This window comes from Streptomyces sp. CA-210063, assembly GCF_024612015.1.
Taxonomy (GTDB): domain Bacteria; phylum Actinomycetota; class Actinomycetes; order Streptomycetales; family Streptomycetaceae; genus Streptomyces.
The window spans coordinates 5889090-5907017 of the sequence record NZ_CP102512.1; the positions used below are offsets into that span (position 1 = coordinate 5889090).

A 17928-nucleotide genomic window follows, 5' to 3' on the forward strand; every position below is an offset into this window, starting at 1 on the left:
GGCGGCGAGGATAGAAGGGATCAGACGTCCGTACGTACCGGATTTACGGTGCTGCCGCTCGTCCCGGTCCCGGTCTCCGTTCCTGACCCGGTCCCGGCCACGAGGCGGGAGGCGCTCGTACGCCGGTGGAGGCGGAGGGAGACGGCCGTGGTGGCGATCGCGGCGGCCATGATGGCGGCGCCCGCCCAGGCCGTGGAGGTGTAGCCGAAGTCCGCGTCGATGACGACCCCGCCGATCCAGGGGCCGCCGGTGTTGCCGAGGTTGAACGCGGCGGTGGTGGTGGCACCGGCGAGGGTGGGGGCGGCTCCGGCGACGTTGAACAGACGGGCGTTGAGGGCCGGGGCGGTGTAGAAGCAGGACACGCCGAGGAGGAAGGAGAGGAGGATGGCGGCGACGGCGTACTCGGCGAGCAGGGCCAGGCCGACGAGGAGCACCGTGGAGGCGGTGATTCCGCTGAGCAGTACGCCGAAGAGGTGCGCGTCCGCGATCCGTCCCCCGACCGCCGTGCCGATCAGCGCGCCGATCCCGAACAGCGCGAGGACCGTAGGCACCCACCCGTCGTCCAGCCCGGCCACGTCCGTGAGCAGCGGCGCGAGGTAACTGAACGCGCAGAAGACACCGCCGGCGGCGAGCGCCACGACGGCGATGGACAGCCAGACCTGCCGGTCGCGGTAGATCCGGACCTCCTGGGCGAGCCGGGGCCGCTCGTCGGGCACCGGGATGGCCGGCACGAGCGTGACGACGCCGACGAGCGCGATCGCCGAGGCCACGGCCACCGCCCAGAATGCCGACCGCCACCCGAAGTGTTCCCCGAGGAACGCCCCCGCCGGTACGCCGAGCACATTCGCGATCGACAACCCGCCGATCATGATGGCCAGCGCCCGGGCCCGCGCGTTCACCGGCACCATCGCGACGGCCACGGCCGCGCCGACCGCCCAGAACCCCGCACAGGCCAGCGCGCTCACGATCCGGGACGCGAAGAGAACGCCGTAACTGGGCGCGAGCGCACCCGCGACCTGCCCGAACCCGAAGACCGTGATCAGCGCGACGAGGGTGGTCCGACGCGGGAGGCGGAGGGTCGCCACGGCCAGCAGCGGCGCCCCGACCACCATCCCGATCGCGAACGCCGAGATCAGCAGCCCCGCCCGCGGAATCGACACGTCCATGTCCTCCGCGATGGGCGGCAGCAGCCCCGAGAGCATGAACTCACTCGTCCCGAGCGCGAAGACGGCGAGCCCGAGGACGTAGACGGAGAGCGGAATCCGGAAACGGGCGTGGGCATGGTCATGGTCAGGTGCGGCGGCGGATGGGGGCATGTTCATGGGCAACCGACGGCTGAGGGATCGCATTCCCTCACGAGGACCGGGCCTGCTGTCGCACCAGGACCGGCCTGCTGTCGGCCGACCGCCAGTCCGTCGTCGGTCCGTCGTCGGTCCGTCGTCGGTCCGCCGTCAGCCCTCCTCCAGGCCGTCCAGCTCCGCCCGCAGGTTCTCCCGCGCCCGCTCCTCCCACTCCCGCTGCCCGTACGGCGTCCTGAACAGCCTTGGCAGGTCGAGGAGTTGCCGCAGCACAGCCGCCCGGCCCGCACGGAAGGCGTCGTCAGGCACGAACCCGTACTCCTCCCGCACGGCGGCGGCATAGGCGGCGTACGCGTCCGGCGCCGACGCGAGAACCGCGAGATCCGCGTCGCACAGCACCTGCCCGTTCGGGTCGTCGTCGGCCGGGTCGTGCGTGACGGTGAGGCGCACCAGCCGCGCCACCTCCGCTACCTTCTCCTCCGTCACCCCCGCCTCGGCCAACGCCCGCTCGGCGAGCCGCGCCGACCGCTCCTCGTTCTCCGACCGCTCCGGCAGATAGACCGCGTCGTGGAACCAGGCGGCCAGGCGTACGAGGTCCGGGTCGTCGGCGTACTCCTCCAGCACGTCGATGTGGTCCAGGACCGCGGTGAGGTGGGCGAGCGTGTGGTACTTCCGCTGCGGCTCGGACCAGCGCTCGAGGAGGTTCGCGGCGTAGGGGGCCGGGTCGGGGTCGCGGGCGCCCTCGCGGGCGGAGACGAGGGCCTGGGCCCAGCGGGCTTCCCATGCGTCTAGGGCGTCGGACATGCAGGCATTGTGCCGTGGCCGGACCCGACACGAGACACGGCGGGCCCCCTCCTCCTAGCGTGGGTGGCATGACTGTTGCCGATACGCACGATGTACGGGACCCCGAGCTGCCCGGCCGGTTGCTGGCCGCCGAGCGGGACGCGCTGGTGCCGCTGTTGCGGGAGCGCCCGGAGGAGGACTTCGCGGCGCCCACCTGTTGTCCGGGGTGGACCGTGCGGCATGTGCTCGCGCACTGCGGGGCCGTGCTGTCGCGGGTGGTGGAGGGCCGGTTCGAGGAAGGGGTGTTCAGCCCGGAGTCGAACGACCGGGACATCGCCGACCGGGACGGCTGGCTGGTCGCCCGGGTCGTGGACGAGCTGGAGCGGGGGATGACCGACGCCGGGCCCGTGATCGCCGAGGCCGGTGGGGCGCTGGACGGGATCGCGCTGGGGGAGTGGGTGCACGCCGGTGACGTACGCGACGCCTGGGGCCTGCCGGGGGCGTACGGCGGCGCGCAGCTCGGGCCCGCTCTGGAACTGCTGGCCCACGTCACCCGCGTACGCGGGACCCTTCCGCTCCACGCCGACCTCGACGACCTGGACGAGCCCCTGCGGCTGGGCGCGGCGACCGGCGACGGCCCGCCCGCGCGCTACATCGGCGATGCCACGACCCTCGTACGGCTCTACGCGGGCCGCCGCCTGCCCGCCGACACGTCGTACGAACTGGCCGGCACGACCGAGGCCGAGCTCAACCTCTACGCCTGAGCTTCGCCGACGGGGAGTTGAGGGGCCGCCGCGACGAAGCCCGACCAGGCGGCGGCGCCGAAGACGAGCACACCGCCGGTCACGTTCTTGCTGTCGCGGACGGGGATGATGCCGGGGAAGTCGTTGCTGACTTCGACGCATTCATCGCCGGCGCCGCAGCTATGGCTGGACTTGCGCCAGGAGAGGGCGGCGCCGGTGAAGTCGCCGCCGACCTCCAGGCAGTCCCCGCTGGTTCCCCCGCTGTAGCTGCTCTTACGCCAAGTCGCGGTCCTCAGGTCGGGAGCGGTGCGCATCCTCGTACTCCTTGGCCGCCTGCTCGATCAGGGCGAGGGACGCGCCAGGCGACAGCGCCGCACCCCCAAGCAGATCGTAGGTCAGCACGGAACGGGTCACCACAGCCGGATCGTCGAACAGGCGGCCAGTTTCGGACCCTTCGGTGTAGCTGAGGGGAGGTGCGTCCTCGAACGTCATCAGCTTGAACATGCCTTGCATTCCGGCGGTCGCTCCCTCCGCCAGCGGGAGCACTTGGACGATGATCCGGTGGCGCCTCACCATCCCCGCGATGTGCCGGAGTTGCTCCGCCATGCCCGCCGGGCCGCCCACCGGGCGTCGTAGGGCCATCTCGTCCAGGATCGCCCAGTACCGGGGCGTCCGAGGGTCGTCGAAGATGTGCGCGCGAGCCTGTCGTGCCGCCACCCGCTCCTCGACGATGTCCTCCGTCAGTACAGGGTCGTACGCCCGGACCACGGCCCGCGTGTACGCCGCCGTCTGAAGCAACCCGGGCACCAGGGTCGGGCCCCACTCCTTGATCGTCTGAGCCAGCCCCTCGAACTCCACCACATCCGCGAAGTGGTGCTCGTACGGCGACTTCCGCGCCGCCTCCAGGTTCCGTACGAAGAACCCGTCCGTCCCCAGGATCTCGTCCACCGACCTGGCGTACTCCAGTCGCATCCGGCGGAGTCCGGCCTCCAACTGCCCCACGAAGGACCCGGAGACGAACATCGCCGCCCCCAAGTCCTCCTGGGACATCCCCGCCCGCTCCCGCTGATGGCGGAGTTCAGCGCCGTACAGGGCGCGGGTGGACTCGGACGGGTCGAGGGTCTTCGGCTTGGGCATGGGGCAACTCCCTCTCGAACAGCCGGTCTTGTTGCAGCGCGCCCTAACGAGGGTAGATGCGGAGGGTGGTCGCCCGCCTGCGAACCGTTACGACTGCATCCAACAGTCCGGGTTGTTGCTAAATTGGACTAGACCTGTAGTCGTCACTCGATCAATGCCCGACGAAAGGGGCCCCATGGCCACGCGCGCGCTTCTGGAGGTGATCGCCCTCGACGCCGAGGACGCCGTCGCCGCCCAGACCGGAGGTGCCGACCGGCTGGAGCTGGTCACGGACATGGGGGCCGACGGACTCACCCCGGCGGTCGCGACGTTCGTGGAGGTGCAGGCCGCCGTGGACATCCCGGTCCGGGTCATGCTGCGGCTCGCCGACGGGTTCGCCGCGGGGGACGTGGACGCGCTGGTGCGGGCGGCGTGCGACATGCGGTCGGCCGGGGCGGAGGGGTTCGTGCTCGGGTTCCTCGACCCGCAGGGGGAACCGGACCTGCACGCCGTGGAGCGGGTGGTCGCGGAGCTGGACGGGCGGCCGTGGACGTTCCACCGGGCGATCGACCGCGCCGCCGACCGGGACGCCCTGCGCAAGCAGCTCGCGGACCTGCCGGGGCTGGACACCTACCTCACGGCGGGCTCGGCGGCGGGGGTGGACGACGGTCTGCCCGTACTCCTCGCGGAGGCGGCCCGCCGTGGCGACCCCGGCTACGCCCAGCGCCTCATGATCGGCGGCGGCCTCCGCCTCGACCACGTCCCGCGCCTGCGCGCCGCCCGCGTCGACGCCTTCCACATCGGAGGCGCGGCCCGCCCCGGGGGATGGACCGCGCCGGTCGCCGCCGGTGCCGTACGGGAATGGCGTACGGCACTGGACGCCCGCGCCGCCCGCGCGGGAAACAGAACCCGGGGCGACTGAACCGGGACGGCTCGGCCGTGGATCAGGGCTGACGTCGTTCGGGAAGACCGTGCTCCGCCGCCCTGACGATCGAGTCGCGCAGCTGGGCGCAGTCGGCCATCTCGTGCGCGTACAGATCGGGGTTCAGGTCGGCGAGCGGGGCGAGGCTCTTCTCGGAGGCCGCCACCTCGCGCAGCGCCTCGTCGAAGGCGCCGGTCCAGGGGAGGGTGTCCGCGAGGTTGTAGTGGCAGGTCGCGACGGCCAGCGCGTACTGGTCGGGCTCGATGTGCGGCTCCACCTCGCGGGTCAGCTCCAGCGCCTTGTACAGCTCGGGCAGGGCCTCGCGCTGACGGCCCATCTGGGAGAGCACGCCGCCGTACTGGCTGAGGGCGCCGGCCAGGGCGGACCGGTCGGTGGGCAGGCCGCACACGTCGAGGAGTACCTGCCGGATGGCGACCGCCTGGCCCAACAGGCTCTCCGCGTTGTCCATCTGCCCGGCCCGCAGACTTTCCTGGGCCCGGTCTTCGAGCCGAGCCGCCACGAGGTCGCCGTGCTGCTCGGGATCACGGCGGATCAGGAGGCGGCGGACGAACATCGCCCGGCGGATCGTGGAGCGCGCCGCCCGGGGCCGACCGAGGGCGAAGTAGAGGTCGACGGCGACGGACAGCAGGGCGGTGTACTCGCCCAGGTGGTCGCCCGGGAGGTTCTTGATGTCGCGGCCGTAGTTGCGGACGGCCCGGTCGACGAGTCGCTTCACCCTGCGCAGGTCACCCTGCTGGTCGGGGTTCCTCCGGGCGAGGTCGATCAGGTTCTCGGCGAGCATGATCTGGGCCTGGGCCTCCACCCTGGGGCGGGAGATCTTGCGGCGGACGAGTTCGGAGCCGACCTCCAGGCACTCCTCGGAGGCCTGCCGCGCCTCGTCGAGGCGGCGCAGTTCCGTCAGGACGGACCCGTGCTGGAGGAGGGAGTTCCAGAACAGCTCGTTCGGCACGCCGGCGTCCGCGACGAGGCGTCGTCGGATGGCCAGCCCGCGGCGGATCGGCTCCAGCGCCTCTTCGGGTCTGCCCATGGAGACGAGCGTGCCACCGATGTTGTTGAGGACGACGGCCAGGCCTTCCGCGGCCACCGGGGTGGCCAGGCTCTCCGGCCGGTCGACGACGGCGAGCGCGTCGCGCAGCACGGCGAGTGCCTCCTCGAACCGGTCCAGCTGCCGCAGCCGGTTGGCACGGCCGACGAGGCTGCCCACGGCGTCGTGGCCGAGGGCGTCGGGCCGCTCGTCGGCCATCTGCCGCAGGGTCTGCGCGGTGGGCTCGGACAGCATCTGGGCGGCGGCACGGAACTCGCCCTGGCGATTGAGGGTGCGCCCGAGCTCGGCCTCGGCGTCCGCGAGACGTTCGAGTACGACGGGATCGCTGCTGCCGCCACCGTCGTCGCCGTCGGCAAGGGTGTTGAGGAGGGTGACGCGTTGCTCCTGGAGGGGGCGCGCGGCATCGTCGTCACCGGCGCCGACGAGGACACGGGCACGCTCGCCGAGGATCTCGGCCTCGGCGGGGGCCCGGTCGGCCGGGGCAAGTGTGCCGACCAGGTCGGCGGCCCTGTCCAGCGCGGCCCGGGCCTTGTCGAACTCGGCGGTCCAGCGGTGCGAGCGGGCCATGGTCAGCAGCGCGGTGAACCGTGCGGCGGGGGTGGCTTCAGCCTCGCCGGAGTCGTACAGCCGCAGCGCCTCGTCGCATCGGCGTACGGCCGTCCAGTGGTCCCCGGCGGCGTGCCGCCACCCCGCCTCGTGCACGAGCGCCGTAGCCCGCGGGGTCGGGGGAAGCCCCCGCGCGGCCGTGGCGGCGGTACGCGTGGCCCACCCGGCGAGCACCCGGCTGCGCCCCGCGCCCAGCCGGCCGAGCAGCTCCAGCAGCAGCTCGGGGTCGGTGTCGGGAGCGTCGGTGAGCCGGTGCAGGGCGTCGAGGAGGGGCTCGGGGGACTCGGTGAGGGTGGTGGCCTCCATGACCGTGCCGGCGAGGGCCGAGTCCCGGGCGAGGGCCTCGTCCAGGGCGCGGGCGACGGGGCCCCAGTGGCGGGGGAGTTCGGCCACGCGGGAGAGAGTGACGAGGGCGGCGAGGAGGGTGGGGGCGGCGAGGAGCGTGGGGGTGGCGAGGAGAGTGGGGGCGGCGGAGGGGAGCGGCGGGGGGTCGGCCGACGTCGGCTGTCCGGTGCGGGCGGGCGGCGACTCGGGACTCCCCGTGGACGTCGGCTGTCCGGTGCGGGCGGCCACTGACGCGGTGCGGCGCTCAGGGCCCGGCGGGGCGGGTCGCGAGTCGGGGGCCCCGGCGGGCGTCGGCTCGTCGGCTGGGGACCGCGACAGCGCCGTCCCTGCCCCTGCCCCTGCCCCCGCCCCCGCCAACGTCAGCAACGGCAGCGTCACCAGGTCCGTGTCCGCCCGTGTCCGGTCCCCCACGTGGTACTCCCCGAGGCGGTCCGGCTGGAGGGCGCCCCAGCAGCTGTCGCCCGGGGCGGGGTACATCTCGGCGAGCCAGGCTGTGCCCTGGTCCACGGTCGGGGCGTCCGCCGTGCGGAAGCCGGGTGAGGAGCGCAACAGCGGGGCGGCCAGGGCGGGTTCGGCGCCCGCGGTGAGGACCGCCGTGCCGACCGCGTCGGCCAGGGACACGGGGCCCGCCGCCGCCAGTCGGGGACGGCCGGCGGCGCTGTCCTCCCAGTACGCGCGCTCGTGCAGGAGGAGTTGCTCCTCGACCCGCAGACCGGTGTCGTCCAGGCGGGTCGCGGGGTGGGTGGCGAGGAGGTCGGTGAGCGCGGTCATGTGCAGGGTGAGGGCGGAGCCGTACTCGGGGGCGCTCACATCGCGCGGGGCGACGAGGGCGACGCGTCCCGTCCAGTCACCGGTGACATCCCTGAGCGCCCGGGGCAGTGCCTCGGGGAGGCGCCGGGCGAGGTCGGTGAGGGCGTCGCGGTAGTGCGCGTCGCGGTCCGGTAACTCCGTCAGCGGAGGCAGTTCGTGGTGCGGGGCGTCGTAGGTCAGGTTTCTCGTCTCGCGCGTGCGGGTCCTGAGCTGGTCCCACCAGCCGCCCGTGGTGTCGCCCCTGCCCCGCGCGGTGAGCAGCAGCCGTACCGGAGGGCGGCCGTCGGGCCGTCGGTCCAGCACGGTGAGCAGGGCGGTCAGCTGGGCGATCCGCAGCTCGGCGTAGTCGGCGACCAGGATCAGCGGGCGGTCCACCTCGGCGAGCACACCGAGGTCCTCGGCCGGGCCGCGCTCGTCCAGCCAGCCGCAGACCCAGCCGTGCCGGTCGCGCAGCCGGGTGCACAGTTCGCGGGCGAGCCGGGACTTGCCGGCACCGCCGGGCCCGGTGAGGACGGCGAGCCGTACGCCGTCGCCGTCGCACCAGTCGTCGATCAGCTCCCCCAGCAGGTGCTCGCGGCCGTGGAAGCGGACCACCTCGGCGCGCTGGTCCAGCAGCGTCGCCGGGGACCGGACCCGCCAGCCCTCGGCGGGTGTGACGAGGCCCTGAAGGTCGGCCGGCTCCCACACGGGCGCGGCGGCGGTGTGCCGGGTGACCAGGTCCGTGAACTCCGGGTCGGCCAGCAGCGCGTACACCGGTACGGCCTCCCAGCGCGGCAGCCCCCAGCCGCTGACGTCGGTCACGACGACGCCGGTCAGCAGCGCGCCGCTGAAGAGGGCCGCGCCGGACTGGCCGCTCCACGGGGAGGGTGTGCGGCGGGCGGGGTCGGCGGGCGGCGCGCTGGCGAGTTCCACGGTGTAGCGGTGGGACAGGGCGCCGGTGCCGGGGGCGAGGGTGGCGCGCGGCTGCTGGAGATCGAGGCCGCCGTCGGCCCGGCGCCCGGCCTCGGGGTAGCCGGCGACGTCGCAGGGCTGGTGCCGGGCGGTGACGAGCCGCCCCCAGCGGACCGGGGCGACCTGCTCGCGGACGTCTGCCTCGGCGAGGAGCAGGGCCACGTCGACGTGAGTGGCGCCACGCCAGACGACGGTGCAGGGTACGGCGCGACCGCCGGGCACCTGTACGTGGCAGGTGTCCCGCCCCTTCAGCACATGACGGGCCGTCACTATCAGCCTGCGGCCAAGGAGATAGCCGGTTCCGTTGCCGCCGTACCGCTGCTCCGCACCCGGGAGCAGGACCGCGACGATACGACTCAGTTCCATCCGTGCCCCCGTTCACCGTCGTACGCCTGCGGGCGGGTTACCGGGTCAGCCCGCCCCCACCGGCCAAACCGCCCGTCGGAGCGTCGCTGTTGCCGATGTGGATGCCCTCGCCGTCCTGGTCCACCGCGCGCAGCGTGAACGCCAGCTTGTGGGTGGCGGTCTCGGATTTCACGACCCCCGCCTCCCCGGACACGACCCACGCCTTGACGGACCCCTTCCCGCTCTGCTCGCGGCGCAGCTCGACCGTGAACTCCAGGGAGATGTCGCCGAGTTGGAAGCGCACACCGGAGTCCCTGGCGCGATCGCGGGCGGCGGTCAGTTCGGCTCGAAGGTGGTCGATGGCTTCGCCGACGGTGATGTCGTTCATACGGCCACCGTAGCGACGGACCGAGGCGGCTGTCCCCGCTCCGGCGGAAGGTCAGCCGGACGGATCGACCAGCGTGGGCACCAGATGCCGCTGCGCATGGCGGACGTACTCCCCTACGCGCTCCCACCCGTTCTCCTCCCCCTCCCGCCGGGTGCGCAGCCCCCAGGCCTTGGGCAGTTCGTGCTCCTTGATCCACAGCATGTAGCGGCACACCGCCTCGCGCCGGTCTCCGATCGCCTCCAGTCGGCGGGCGAGGGCGCCGTCGCGGCGGGCGCGGGCGAGCGCGGCGAACATGTCGACCACGGCGTAGTAGCTGAGCACGGCCTCGGTCGTGCGGCTCACGCAGGCCAATACCACTGCGGCCTCGTGCCGCGCCTGTTCCTCCAGCCGCCGGGTCCGGCCGAACCGGCTCGGCCGCCCGTGATGGAAGTGGCGCCGGATGTTGTCGAAGTCGGGTACGAAGGGGCCGTCCTTGCCGGCCCCCAGGATGAGGGCGTTCATCGTGTGGACGTATGCCGCGCAGTCCGCCTGCGTCGCCAGGCGCACCTCCCGGGGCAGCCCTTCGGTGAACGGCACCAGGGGCGGCTCGGCCCCGTCGCTGAGCCTGCCCTCGAGGATCGGGGTGAGTTCGCGGGCGATGAGGAAGAGGGTGCACGCGTCGAAGACCAGGTAGGGGTCCCCGGACCCGTACCGGACCTCGCCCTCCGGCATGGCCATCGGGATGAGCGGCCGAGGTGGGAGCAGGGTGGCGGAGCGCGGGGGTCGCCAGGAGCGCAGGTACGAGGCGACGGTGTCGTCGACATCGGCCCAGGTGCTGTCACGGTCGGGCGTGAAGGGGGCGGGCGTGAAGGAGCCGGGATCGGCGGCGCCGGATGCCGCTTCCCCGGTGACGGCGAAGAGGGTGGGCAGGGCCCAGGAGATGTTGGCCATCAGATCACTGGTCTGCGGCGCCAGTCCGATGACGAAGCCCTGCCGGCCGTCGGCGAGGGGGCGGGCCAGCACCCGGGACTCCGGCTCGGTGGAGGGCTGGACGAAGACCTCGACGGTGGAGGCCGCTCGTCGGACCTCGTCCACGTCGGGGAGGCGCGGGTCGCGCACGCGGTGATCGCCGTCGTCGGTACGGGAGAAGGCGTGGGCGAGCAGGAGCAGGTCGAGCAGTCTGCGGGGCCCGCCGGACATGTCGGCCAGCTTCTCCGGGTTGTCGAGCAGGGTGCCGGTGGGGTCGGCGCCGCTGACGAAGTCCGGGTCGGTGAAGACACGGGCGAGCCGGGTGGCCTCGGCGGCGAGCTCGGCGTTCTGGTGGTCGCGGAACATGATGCTGGGCGCGTAGGGGAGGGGCGTTGGGTCCGGCACCCCCTGTGCGAAGAGGCCGTTGAGAGCGGAGCGCAGGGCTCCGGCGTCTCGTACGGGCACGTCGCGTCGTGGCTTGCGGATCACGATCTGCCCGTGCTCGACGCGGGGATCCGACCGCACGACGACATCGGTCGGCCCCGCGAGGCGTACGGCGATGCCGTACCGGAAGAAGTGACGGAGCGCGGCGACGACGTCCGCGAGGGCGGCGGCCGTGGCGGTGCCGGTGAGGATGTCATCGCCCAGGGCGTCGGCGCCCGGCGGGCGTAAGTCCGCGTACGCGACACCGGCCCGGCTCAACACATCCCTCGCGGCGCCCGTCTCCCCGCGATCCGACGCGGCGAAGAGATGGAAGACCACCTGTGCCCCGGTGCCGGCGCCGATGGCCACCGGTGTCGTCGCTTCCCCCATACCTCGACAGCATGGCGGCAGGCGGAGGGATGAATCAACCGATCGGAGGGACACGGGGAGCGAGCGGGCGAACGTCCGCCTGGGGACGCTCAGGGCTCACCAGCCGTGGGCCACCCCGGGGCGGTGAGGCGTCCCCGGGGTGCTCACGTCGGTCCGCGACCGTTCGTGTCGTCAGGCGTTCGGGTCGAACGAGATCCCCGAAGGCATCGCCGCCGCGAGGTTGGAGGCGAAACTGCCGTCCTTGAGGCCGAAGTTGGCGCTGCCGAAGTTGTACGCGACGAGGGTGTCGCGGATCGCGGTCGACGGGTAGCCGTTCCAGCCGACGAGCGGCGGGTACTGCCAGGTGCCCTCGTGGTTCTCCGGCGGCTCGTCGCCGGAGGTGGCGAGGCGGAAGCAGTGCGTGCTGATGCCGTCCTTGTGGTAGACGATCTTCGGGTGGTTGCCGTCCCAGCGGACGGAGGACGCGGCGTGCACGGTGAAGTCGCCGTGGTTGGAGGTCGAGACGTACCGGGCCGTGCCGTTCTGCACCCAGACGACGACGTGCTCCCAGTCGTGCCGGTGGCCGCCGATGCTGCTGCCCGCGACCGCCTGGTCCTTCTCGAAGTAGAGGTCGTACATGATCGCGCACCAGCCGTTGTTGCACTTGTAGCGCGAGTAGCCGTTGGTGTTGTCCAGGTCGGACGCGTCGCGGCAGTCGCCGCTGAGCGAACCGGTGGGGTTGAGCCCGCCGTTGACCGTGCCGGTGGGGCCGATGGCGGGGGTCGAGTAGCAGCCGTCGGTGTCGTAGTCGTAGGCCGGCTGCCAGGTCGTCTCCAGGGTCTCCGCGTTGGCGGGCAGCGCGGCGGGCGGGGCCGCGTACGCGCTGCCGGCGAAACCGACGACCAGCGCGAGGGCGCCGCCGACGGTGAGCAGGGATCTTCCTGTGCGGGAGCTTGTCTTCACTGCGTCCTCCTGGTGGACCGCGGCGCGGGGGATGCCGATGCGGGGAATCCCCATGCGGGGGGGATCCCGAGGTGGGGGATGGCATGCGCAGGTCAGGTTCGCCTTACTCGCCGGTAGTCCACAAGTGTCGGAAGGTGTCGGAGTGATGAAGACTCAATCACTGTGGCAACGCTGTGAGTTGGGGGCCGAGGGCTTCGGAACCCCGGATCTGCCATGACATGACGTCACATCACGGATCGATATCCGCCACGTAGTTGTTATGTGCGAAGTCGCCGCGAGAGGCCTCCCGGAGATCATTCCGCGCCCGCCCGCGTGCATAGTTGTCTCGCCCCGGCCAAGCGGGGGCATGACAACTTTCAGCCATAACGGGGGACGGGCTCCATGCCATCCATACGCCGCCGCGGCCTCACGGCCGCAGCCGCCGTGATCGCCGCGGTCATGGTCACCACCACGGCCTGCAGCAAGACCGAGGACAACGGGGCGAACGCCTCGGCGCCGACGACCGCCCAGGCGGACGCGGGCGACACCATCGACACCGGTGAGAACGAGAGCGGCGGTGACACGACCGTCGGCGGCTTCAAGCTCCCGGAGGGCGTGCCCACCGAGCTGACCGGTGACGCGCTGCAGAAGTGGAAGGACGGTGGCTGGCAGGACTTCGACAGCGACTGGGCCTCCAAGGCGGAGGACTTCGCCAACCCCTACATCGAGGACTTCTGGACCCCGGAGCGCATCGCCGAGGCCAAGGAGAACATGGCCCAGCTGCCGACGATCGCGGAGGCGGGCAACACGGCGAAGGGTGGCGGCAAGACCACCCAGGTCTGGCTGCCCGACGGCACGGTCAAGAAGCAGAAGGCCGCCAAGGTCAAGGCGACCTACCACAAGTACGCCCCGCCGGTCGGCAAGCTCTTCTTCACGACGCCCCAGGGCTCGAGCGTCTGCTCCGCCGCCGTGGTGAAGGACCCGGCGCACCCGGGCAAGTCCAACCTCGTGTGGACCGCCGGGCACTGCGTGCACGCGGGCAAGGGCGGCGGCTGGTACCGCAACATCGCCTTCGTCCCGTCCTTCAACAACACCGCCAAGCTGAACATCGCCCAGGCGTCGAAGAACTACCGCGCGAAGAACGTCTCCCCGTACGGCATCGCCTGGGCCGACTGGGCCACCACCTCCGGCACCTGGATCAAGGGCGGTGCCGCCAGCGAGGGCACCGTGGCCGCCGCGTACGACTACGCCGTCCTCCACGTGAAGCCCGAGAAGGGCGCCAAGTCCCTTGAGGAGCGCCTCGGTTCGGCCCTGCCGGTGTGGTTCAACGCCCCCGCCGCCAACAAGGTCAAGAACATGAAGGTGCGCGGCTACCCGGCCGAGGCCCAGTACGACGGCTCGAAGATGTACCACTGCCAGGGCGCCACCAAGCGCTTCGTCCTCGGCTACAGCTACCCGAGCAGCTACCCGGCCCAGTACATGGTCGGCTGCACCATGAACGGCGGCGCCTCCGGCGGCCCCTGGTTCATGAGCCACAAGGGCAAGACCTACCTGGTCTCCAACAACTCCCTGAGCGACCGCTCCACGTTCATCACCGGGCCGCGCCTCGGGAAGAACGCCAAGGAGGTCTACTTGGCGACCAGCAACAAGTTCAAGTAGGCCCCACGTGTCGTAGGCAGATGGACAGGGCTCGTGCCTGATCGGCCCCCGGTGACCTCGGTCGCCGGGGGCCGTCGCGTGTGCACGTACATTCGGCGGCATGAACACGTCCGAGTGGTGGGAGCCGCTGCCCGCCGGCATCCGTGAACAGGTCGACGGGTACGTCCTCCAGGACGCCTACATCCAGGCGGTCCACGTCGTCTTCATGGCCGGTCGCGCTCTGGGCCTGGGCCTCCATGACGCCGAACGCGTCGTCCACGACCGCTACGCCCACCACGGCGACCGCGTCGCCCGCACCCCCGACAGCCCCCTCGACCCGGAGTCGCTGGCCGCCCTCGCCGCCGGCTGCCCCGGCCGCGTCGTCGCCATCGAGGCGGTGTGGGACGGCGACACGGTCCACGGCTGGTTCGTGCAGCTGCTGGCCCTGACGACCGACCCGCCCGGGGAGCACCGACTGGCCACCATCCACTGGAAGACGGCCGAGCGGTACCTCGGGGAGGACGGGGACGGGGACGGGGACGGGGATGGGGATGGGGACGGGACCGAGGGCCACCCGTCGGCCGTGGCCGCCGACCGCTGCGGCAGAGCCCTGGCCGCCCGCCTCTCGGTCCCCTTCCACTTCGCGAGCCCCGACACCCCGGACGACCTGGCCAGGTGGACCGGGTGACGGGGGAGGAGCGCGACGCGAGTCCGTCGAGTGTCGAGCACGGCGACACCCATCCGGGTGGCCACCGGCCCCGGGTGACGGCCATGGCGTCACGGGAGTAGGCGAAGCGCGTCGGGGCGGCCATCATCTCCCTCATGGCCGAGCTGACCCGACGAAGCTCGCCAGCCGTACTCGACCAGCGGAACTCGACCAGCGGAACTCGACGAGCCGCACTCGACCAGCAGAAGAAGGGGAGTCGCCAGCCATGTCACTCGCCCGCGTCCACAACTTCTCCGTCTCGCTCGACGGCTTTGGCACCGGTGAGGGCCAGAGCCGCGACGCGCCGTTCGGCCACGCCGGTGAAGGGCTCCACGAGTGGATGTTCGCCACCCGGTGGTGGCACGAGGCGACCGGCCGGCCCGGAGGGACCGGCGGCCTCGACGACGCCTTCGCACGGCAGTTCAAACCCGGGATCGGCGCGGAGATCATGGGCGCCGGGAAGTTCGGCTATCCCGGATGGCACGAGGACCCGGAGTGGAAGGGGTGGTGGGGGCCCAACCCGCCCTTCCACACACCGACCTTCATCCTCACCCATCACCCCCGCCCGTCGATCGAGATGGAGGGCGGCACGACGTTCCACTTCCTCGACGCCCCGCCCGCCGAGGCGCTGGAGGCGGCCCGCGAGGCCGCGGGCGGCCAGGACGTACGCATCGGCGGAGGGGTCACCGTGGTCCGTGACTTCTTCGCCGCCGGGCTCATCGACCACATGCACGTCGTGGTGGCCCCCGTCCTGCTCGGCCGAGGCGTACGCCTCTGGGACGGACTGGAGGGCCTGGAGAAGGACTACGACGTCGAGGCCGCCGCCTCGCCCAGCGGGGTCACGCATCTGACGTTCACCCGTGCCGGTCTCCCCAACACGGCCTAGGCGAGCTGCGGCGGCAGCGGGGCCGCGTGGGTCACGATCAGGCCCGACACGGCACGCGTGAGGGCCACGTACAGGCGGCGCAGGCCGGTCCGTTCGTCCGGCTCGCCGTCGACGACCGCTCGCGGTTCGTCCAGCACCACGTAGTCGTACTCGAGGCCCTTCGCGAGCGACGCCGGTACGAGGGTGAGGCGGGTCTCGTACGTCGTCTCCTCGCCCGGCGCGAGATGGCCGATGCCCGCCGCCGTGAGCGCCTCGGCGAGGGCGGGCACGCGGGCGTCGGCGGCGATGAGCCCGGTCGACCCCTCGTTGCGCAGCAACTCCTCGCAGGCGGCGACCACTTCGGAGTCCCCCGAGCTCGGCCGTACGTCGAAGAAGCCCGGGTTCTCCCGGACCGACGCGACCGGGGTCAGGCCGGGCGCGATGTGGGGGAGGAGACGGGAGGCGTACGTGATGACGTCGGTCGGGACGCGGAAACCGGCGGTCAGCTCCTCCACATGGGCCTCCGCCTTGCCGAGGTGCGTCAGGGCCTCGTCCCAGCTCTTCGTCGCCCAAGGGGTCGTGCCCTGCGCGAGGTCGCCGAGGACGGTCGCGGAACCGGTGGTGCAGCGGCGCCCGACCGCCCGGTACTGCATGGGGGACAGATCCTGCGCCTCGTCGAGCACGACATGCCCGAGCGAGTGCGTGCGCCGCACGAGGTCGGTGGTCTCGTCGATGAGCACGGCGTCGGCGGCTGACCACCTGGCCGACTTCACGCTCCGCACGGGCTTCGCCCAGAGGATCGTCTTCTGCTCGTCCTCGGTCAGGATCCCGTCCGCGTGTACGGCGAGGAAGTCCGCGTCGGAGAGGAGACGCAGGACGAGCCTGGCCGGCTCGACGGGCGGCCAGATCGCCTTGACGGCCGCCTTCACGGCGGTGTTGCGGGCCACCGCGTCCTGCACCCGGTCGTCGGGAGCCTCGCCGGACCGCTCCATCTGCACCAGCACCGCGTGCGCGATCCGCTGCGGCAGCGCCTCACGGGCGGCCCCGTAGCGGATCTCCCGGTCCAGCAACTCCCGCACGATGTCCTGCAGTTCGTACGCCGGTACGCGCCAGCGCCGCGACCCCCTGACGACCACGACGGGCTCGGTGGGGAGGGTGACGTGCGACCGTACGGCCCGGCGGAGCACCTCGGCCATCCGGGCGTCGCCCTTGACGACGGCGGCCGCCGCCTCGTCCGTGCCCCGCACCTCGACGTGGGCGACGAGGTCGTCGACGGTCGCCTGCTTGACCTCCAACTCGCCGAGCGCCGGGAGGACCTGCTCGATGTAGTGGAGGAAGGAGCGGTTCGGCCCGATGACGAGGGTGCCGGTGCGGGAGAGGCGCTCGCGGTGGGCGTAGAGGAGGTAGGCGACGCGGTGCAGGCCGACGGCGGTCTTTCCGGTGCCGGGGCCGCCCTGGACGCAGAGGCTGCCGGACAGGTCGGACCGGACGATCTCGTCCTGCTCCGGCTGGATCGTCGCCACGATGTCCCGCATCGGACCGACGCGCGGACGCTCGATCTCCCGCTGGAGCAGCTTGCTGGTGGTCGCGGCCTCGGCGGGGTCGGAGAGGTGCTCGTCCTCGTACGCGGTGAGGTCGCCGCCGGTGTACCCGAAGCGGCGGCGCAGCCCGACGTCCATCGGGTCGGTCTTGGAGGCCCGGTAGAAGGGCTGGGAGACGGGGGCACGCCAGTCGATGACCATGGGATCGCCGTCGGCGTCGTGGACGTGCCGCCGCCCGATGTAGAACCGCTCCCCTTCCGCTCCTTCCGCCTGATCCGCGGCCGGGGCGTGCAGATAGTCGAGCCGGCCGAAGAAGAGCGGGGTGTGGCTCAGGTCGGCCAGCGCCTTGATCCGCTCGCCGATCTGGTGCGCCAGGACCTCCGCGTTCACCCAGTTCGCGGTGACGTCCCTGATGTCCAGCGCCTCCACGTCCTCCCGCATGGCCCGGAGCGCGGAACGGGAGGCGGCGAGGTGGGAGCGTTCGCGGGAGAGGGGGTCGGTGGGGTGCGCGGACATGCGGGTGCCTCCGGTGGCCTACGGGACCTGGGGGCCGCCTGAGGGCGGGTTCTGCCTGGCGGCGGTGGCCGGCCGGTTTCCGTCCGGGCGGCGGCACTCCACTGACGGGAGGCGGGCAAGAGCGGAGAGTTTAGGTGAGGAAAGGGGGCGGAGGCCAACGGGTTTTCTCCGCCGCCCCGGATCTGCCCTGGATCTGCCTGCGTCGTACCCCTAGGGGGTCCGTACTGCCCGGGTATTACGGGTGGGCTGAACCTGAGAGGGAGTAGAGGGCCCAGCGGGTTCACTCCGGAGACCGACGTAATCCCACGGCGGAAGTTCCACCATGGAGACATGAGTGCAGCGACTTTCATCCCAGCCTCGGCCGCCGGCCGACCCGGTCCGCCGCCCGGCGCGACCGGCCTCGACGACCACCACCACCGCCACCGCCTCGCCGACGCCCTCCGCGCCGTCAAGGTCTTCGCGGGCGCCGCGTTCGGCGTGATCGTCCTCGGCGAGTACGCGGAGGAAGCGGGCATACGCCGCCGGTGAGGCGACGTTCGCTTCCGTGACCTCCGGGTGAGCCGCGGGGTGCACACCCCTGCGGACCGTCAAGGTCCGGTCGCGTGAC

At 72.3% G+C, this 17928-nt stretch carries 15 protein-coding genes; 6 read left to right on the forward strand and 9 right to left on the reverse strand.

Features of this window, described 5'->3' with window-relative positions:
• Positions 1-20: 20 nt before the first annotated feature.
• Positions 21-1262, reverse strand: coding sequence for a Cmx/CmrA family chloramphenicol efflux MFS transporter (locus JIX56_RS25760; protein WP_257551114.1), 1242 nt, complete (start codon positions 1260-1262; stop codon positions 21-23).
• 189 nt (positions 1263-1451) lie between these two features.
• On the reverse strand, positions 1452-2102 hold the full coding sequence (locus tag JIX56_RS25765; RefSeq protein ID WP_257543982.1) for an HD domain-containing protein: 651 nt from the start codon (positions 2100-2102) through the stop codon (positions 1452-1454).
• A 68-nt stretch (positions 2103-2170) separates the two neighbouring features.
• Here JIX56_RS25765 and JIX56_RS25770 point away from each other — a divergent pair, with 68 nt between their 5' ends.
• Positions 2171-2845 (forward strand): maleylpyruvate isomerase family mycothiol-dependent enzyme, encoded by a 675-nt coding sequence (locus JIX56_RS25770; protein WP_257543983.1) that lies wholly within the window; start codon positions 2171-2173, stop codon positions 2843-2845.
• Here the strand turns inward: JIX56_RS25770 and JIX56_RS25775 are convergent.
• Together JIX56_RS25775 and JIX56_RS25780 are read right to left on the reverse strand one after the other, a co-directional pair.
• A complete protein-coding gene (locus tag JIX56_RS25775; RefSeq protein WP_257543984.1) occupies positions 2836-3138 on the reverse strand; it encodes a DUF397 domain-containing protein in 303 nt (100 codons plus the stop codon). The two genes, JIX56_RS25770 and JIX56_RS25775, sit on opposite strands and share 10 nt — an antisense overlap.
• On the reverse strand, positions 3098-3961 hold the full coding sequence (locus JIX56_RS25780) for a helix-turn-helix domain-containing protein (RefSeq protein ID WP_257543985.1): 864 nt from the start codon (positions 3959-3961) through the stop codon (positions 3098-3100). The genes JIX56_RS25775 and JIX56_RS25780 overlap by 41 nt, the downstream gene beginning before the upstream one ends.
• Positions 3962-4136: 175 nt before the next feature.
• Between JIX56_RS25780 and JIX56_RS25785 the strand changes: the two genes are divergently transcribed.
• Positions 4137-4862 (forward strand): copper homeostasis protein CutC, encoded by a 726-nt coding sequence (locus JIX56_RS25785; RefSeq protein ID WP_257543986.1) that lies wholly within the window; start codon positions 4137-4139, stop codon positions 4860-4862.
• A gap of 22 nt (positions 4863-4884) precedes the next feature.
• Here the strand turns inward: JIX56_RS25785 and JIX56_RS25790 are convergent, their stop codons facing one another.
• From JIX56_RS25790 to JIX56_RS25805, 4 genes are all read right to left on the reverse strand, one after another.
• Entirely contained in the window at positions 4885-9006 is a 4122-nt protein-coding gene (locus JIX56_RS25790) for a tetratricopeptide repeat protein (protein WP_257543988.1), read from the reverse strand.
• 37 nt (positions 9007-9043) lie between these two features.
• Positions 9044-9373, reverse strand: a complete 330-nt coding sequence (locus tag JIX56_RS25795; RefSeq protein ID WP_257543989.1) for a trypco2 family protein — start codon at positions 9371-9373, stop codon at positions 9044-9046.
• 51 nt (positions 9374-9424) lie between these two features.
• On the reverse strand, positions 9425-11134 hold the full coding sequence (locus JIX56_RS25800; RefSeq protein ID WP_257543990.1) for a hypothetical protein: 1710 nt from the start codon (positions 11132-11134) through the stop codon (positions 9425-9427).
• A 171-nt stretch (positions 11135-11305) separates the two neighbouring features.
• The gene (locus tag JIX56_RS25805; protein WP_257543991.1) at positions 11306-12130 is read right to left on the reverse strand and encodes an NPP1 family protein; all 825 of its coding nucleotides are present in this window, start codon (positions 12128-12130) and stop codon (positions 11306-11308) included.
• Positions 12131-12457: 327 nt separating this feature from the next.
• Between JIX56_RS25805 and JIX56_RS25810 the strand changes: the two genes are divergently transcribed.
• From JIX56_RS25810 to JIX56_RS25820, 3 genes are all read left to right on the forward strand, one after another.
• Positions 12458-13714 carry a trypsin-like serine peptidase gene (locus tag JIX56_RS25810; protein WP_257543993.1) on the forward strand — a complete coding sequence of 419 codons (1257 nt, stop codon included), beginning with the start codon at positions 12458-12460 and terminating at the stop codon, positions 13712-13714.
• A gap of 100 nt (positions 13715-13814) precedes the next feature.
• Positions 13815-14381 carry a hypothetical protein gene (locus tag JIX56_RS25815; protein WP_257543995.1) on the forward strand — a complete coding sequence of 189 codons (567 nt, stop codon included), beginning with the start codon at positions 13815-13817 and terminating at the stop codon, positions 14379-14381.
• 244 nt (positions 14382-14625) lie between these two features.
• Positions 14626-15285, forward strand: a complete 660-nt coding sequence (locus JIX56_RS25820) for a dihydrofolate reductase family protein (RefSeq protein WP_257543997.1) — start codon at positions 14626-14628, stop codon at positions 15283-15285.
• Here JIX56_RS25820 and JIX56_RS25825 read toward each other — a convergent pair.
• Positions 15282-17321, reverse strand: coding sequence for a HelD family protein (locus JIX56_RS25825; RefSeq protein ID WP_257543999.1), 2040 nt, complete (start codon positions 17319-17321; stop codon positions 15282-15284). The two genes, JIX56_RS25820 and JIX56_RS25825, sit on opposite strands and share 4 nt — an antisense overlap.
• A 330-nt stretch (positions 17322-17651) precedes the next feature.
• Between JIX56_RS25825 and JIX56_RS25830 the strand changes: the two genes are divergently transcribed.
• A complete protein-coding gene (locus JIX56_RS25830) occupies positions 17652-17849 on the forward strand; it encodes a hypothetical protein (protein WP_257544001.1) in 198 nt (65 codons plus the stop codon).
• Positions 17850-17928 lie beyond the last annotated feature (79 nt).

Excerpts from the sequence above, each read along its gene's own strand:
- JIX56_RS25815 (WP_257543995.1), top strand. The coding sequence starts at position 13,815 with ATGAACACGTCCGAGTGGTGGGAGCCGCTGCCCGCCGGCATCCGTGAA.
- JIX56_RS25810 (WP_257543993.1), top strand. The coding sequence starts at position 12,458 with ATGCCATCCATACGCCGCCGCGGCCTCACGGCCGCAGCCGCCGTGATC.
- JIX56_RS25805 (WP_257543991.1), bottom strand. The coding sequence starts at position 12,130 with ATGGGGATTCCCCGCATCGGCATCCCCCGCGCCGCGGTCCACCAGGAG.
- JIX56_RS25790 (WP_257543988.1), bottom strand. The coding sequence starts at position 9,006 with ATGGAACTGAGTCGTATCGTCGCGGTCCTGCTCCCGGGTGCGGAGCAG.
- JIX56_RS25820 (WP_257543997.1), top strand. The coding sequence starts at position 14,626 with ATGTCACTCGCCCGCGTCCACAACTTCTCCGTCTCGCTCGACGGCTTT.
- JIX56_RS25785 (WP_257543986.1), top strand. The coding sequence starts at position 4,137 with ATGGCCACGCGCGCGCTTCTGGAGGTGATCGCCCTCGACGCCGAGGAC.
- JIX56_RS25795 (WP_257543989.1), bottom strand. The coding sequence starts at position 9,373 with ATGAACGACATCACCGTCGGCGAAGCCATCGACCACCTTCGAGCCGAA.
- JIX56_RS25775 (WP_257543984.1), bottom strand. The coding sequence starts at position 3,138 with ATGCGCACCGCTCCCGACCTGAGGACCGCGACTTGGCGTAAGAGCAGC.
- JIX56_RS25830 (WP_257544001.1), top strand. The coding sequence starts at position 17,652 with ATGAGTGCAGCGACTTTCATCCCAGCCTCGGCCGCCGGCCGACCCGGT.
- JIX56_RS25770 (WP_257543983.1), top strand. The coding sequence starts at position 2,171 with ATGACTGTTGCCGATACGCACGATGTACGGGACCCCGAGCTGCCCGGC.
- JIX56_RS25825 (WP_257543999.1), bottom strand. The coding sequence starts at position 17,321 with ATGTCCGCGCACCCCACCGACCCCCTCTCCCGCGAACGCTCCCACCTC.
- JIX56_RS25765 (WP_257543982.1), bottom strand. The coding sequence starts at position 2,102 with ATGTCCGACGCCCTAGACGCATGGGAAGCCCGCTGGGCCCAGGCCCTC.
- JIX56_RS25780 (WP_257543985.1), bottom strand. The coding sequence starts at position 3,961 with ATGCCCAAGCCGAAGACCCTCGACCCGTCCGAGTCCACCCGCGCCCTG.
- JIX56_RS25800 (WP_257543990.1), bottom strand. The coding sequence starts at position 11,134 with ATGGGGGAAGCGACGACACCGGTGGCCATCGGCGCCGGCACCGGGGCA.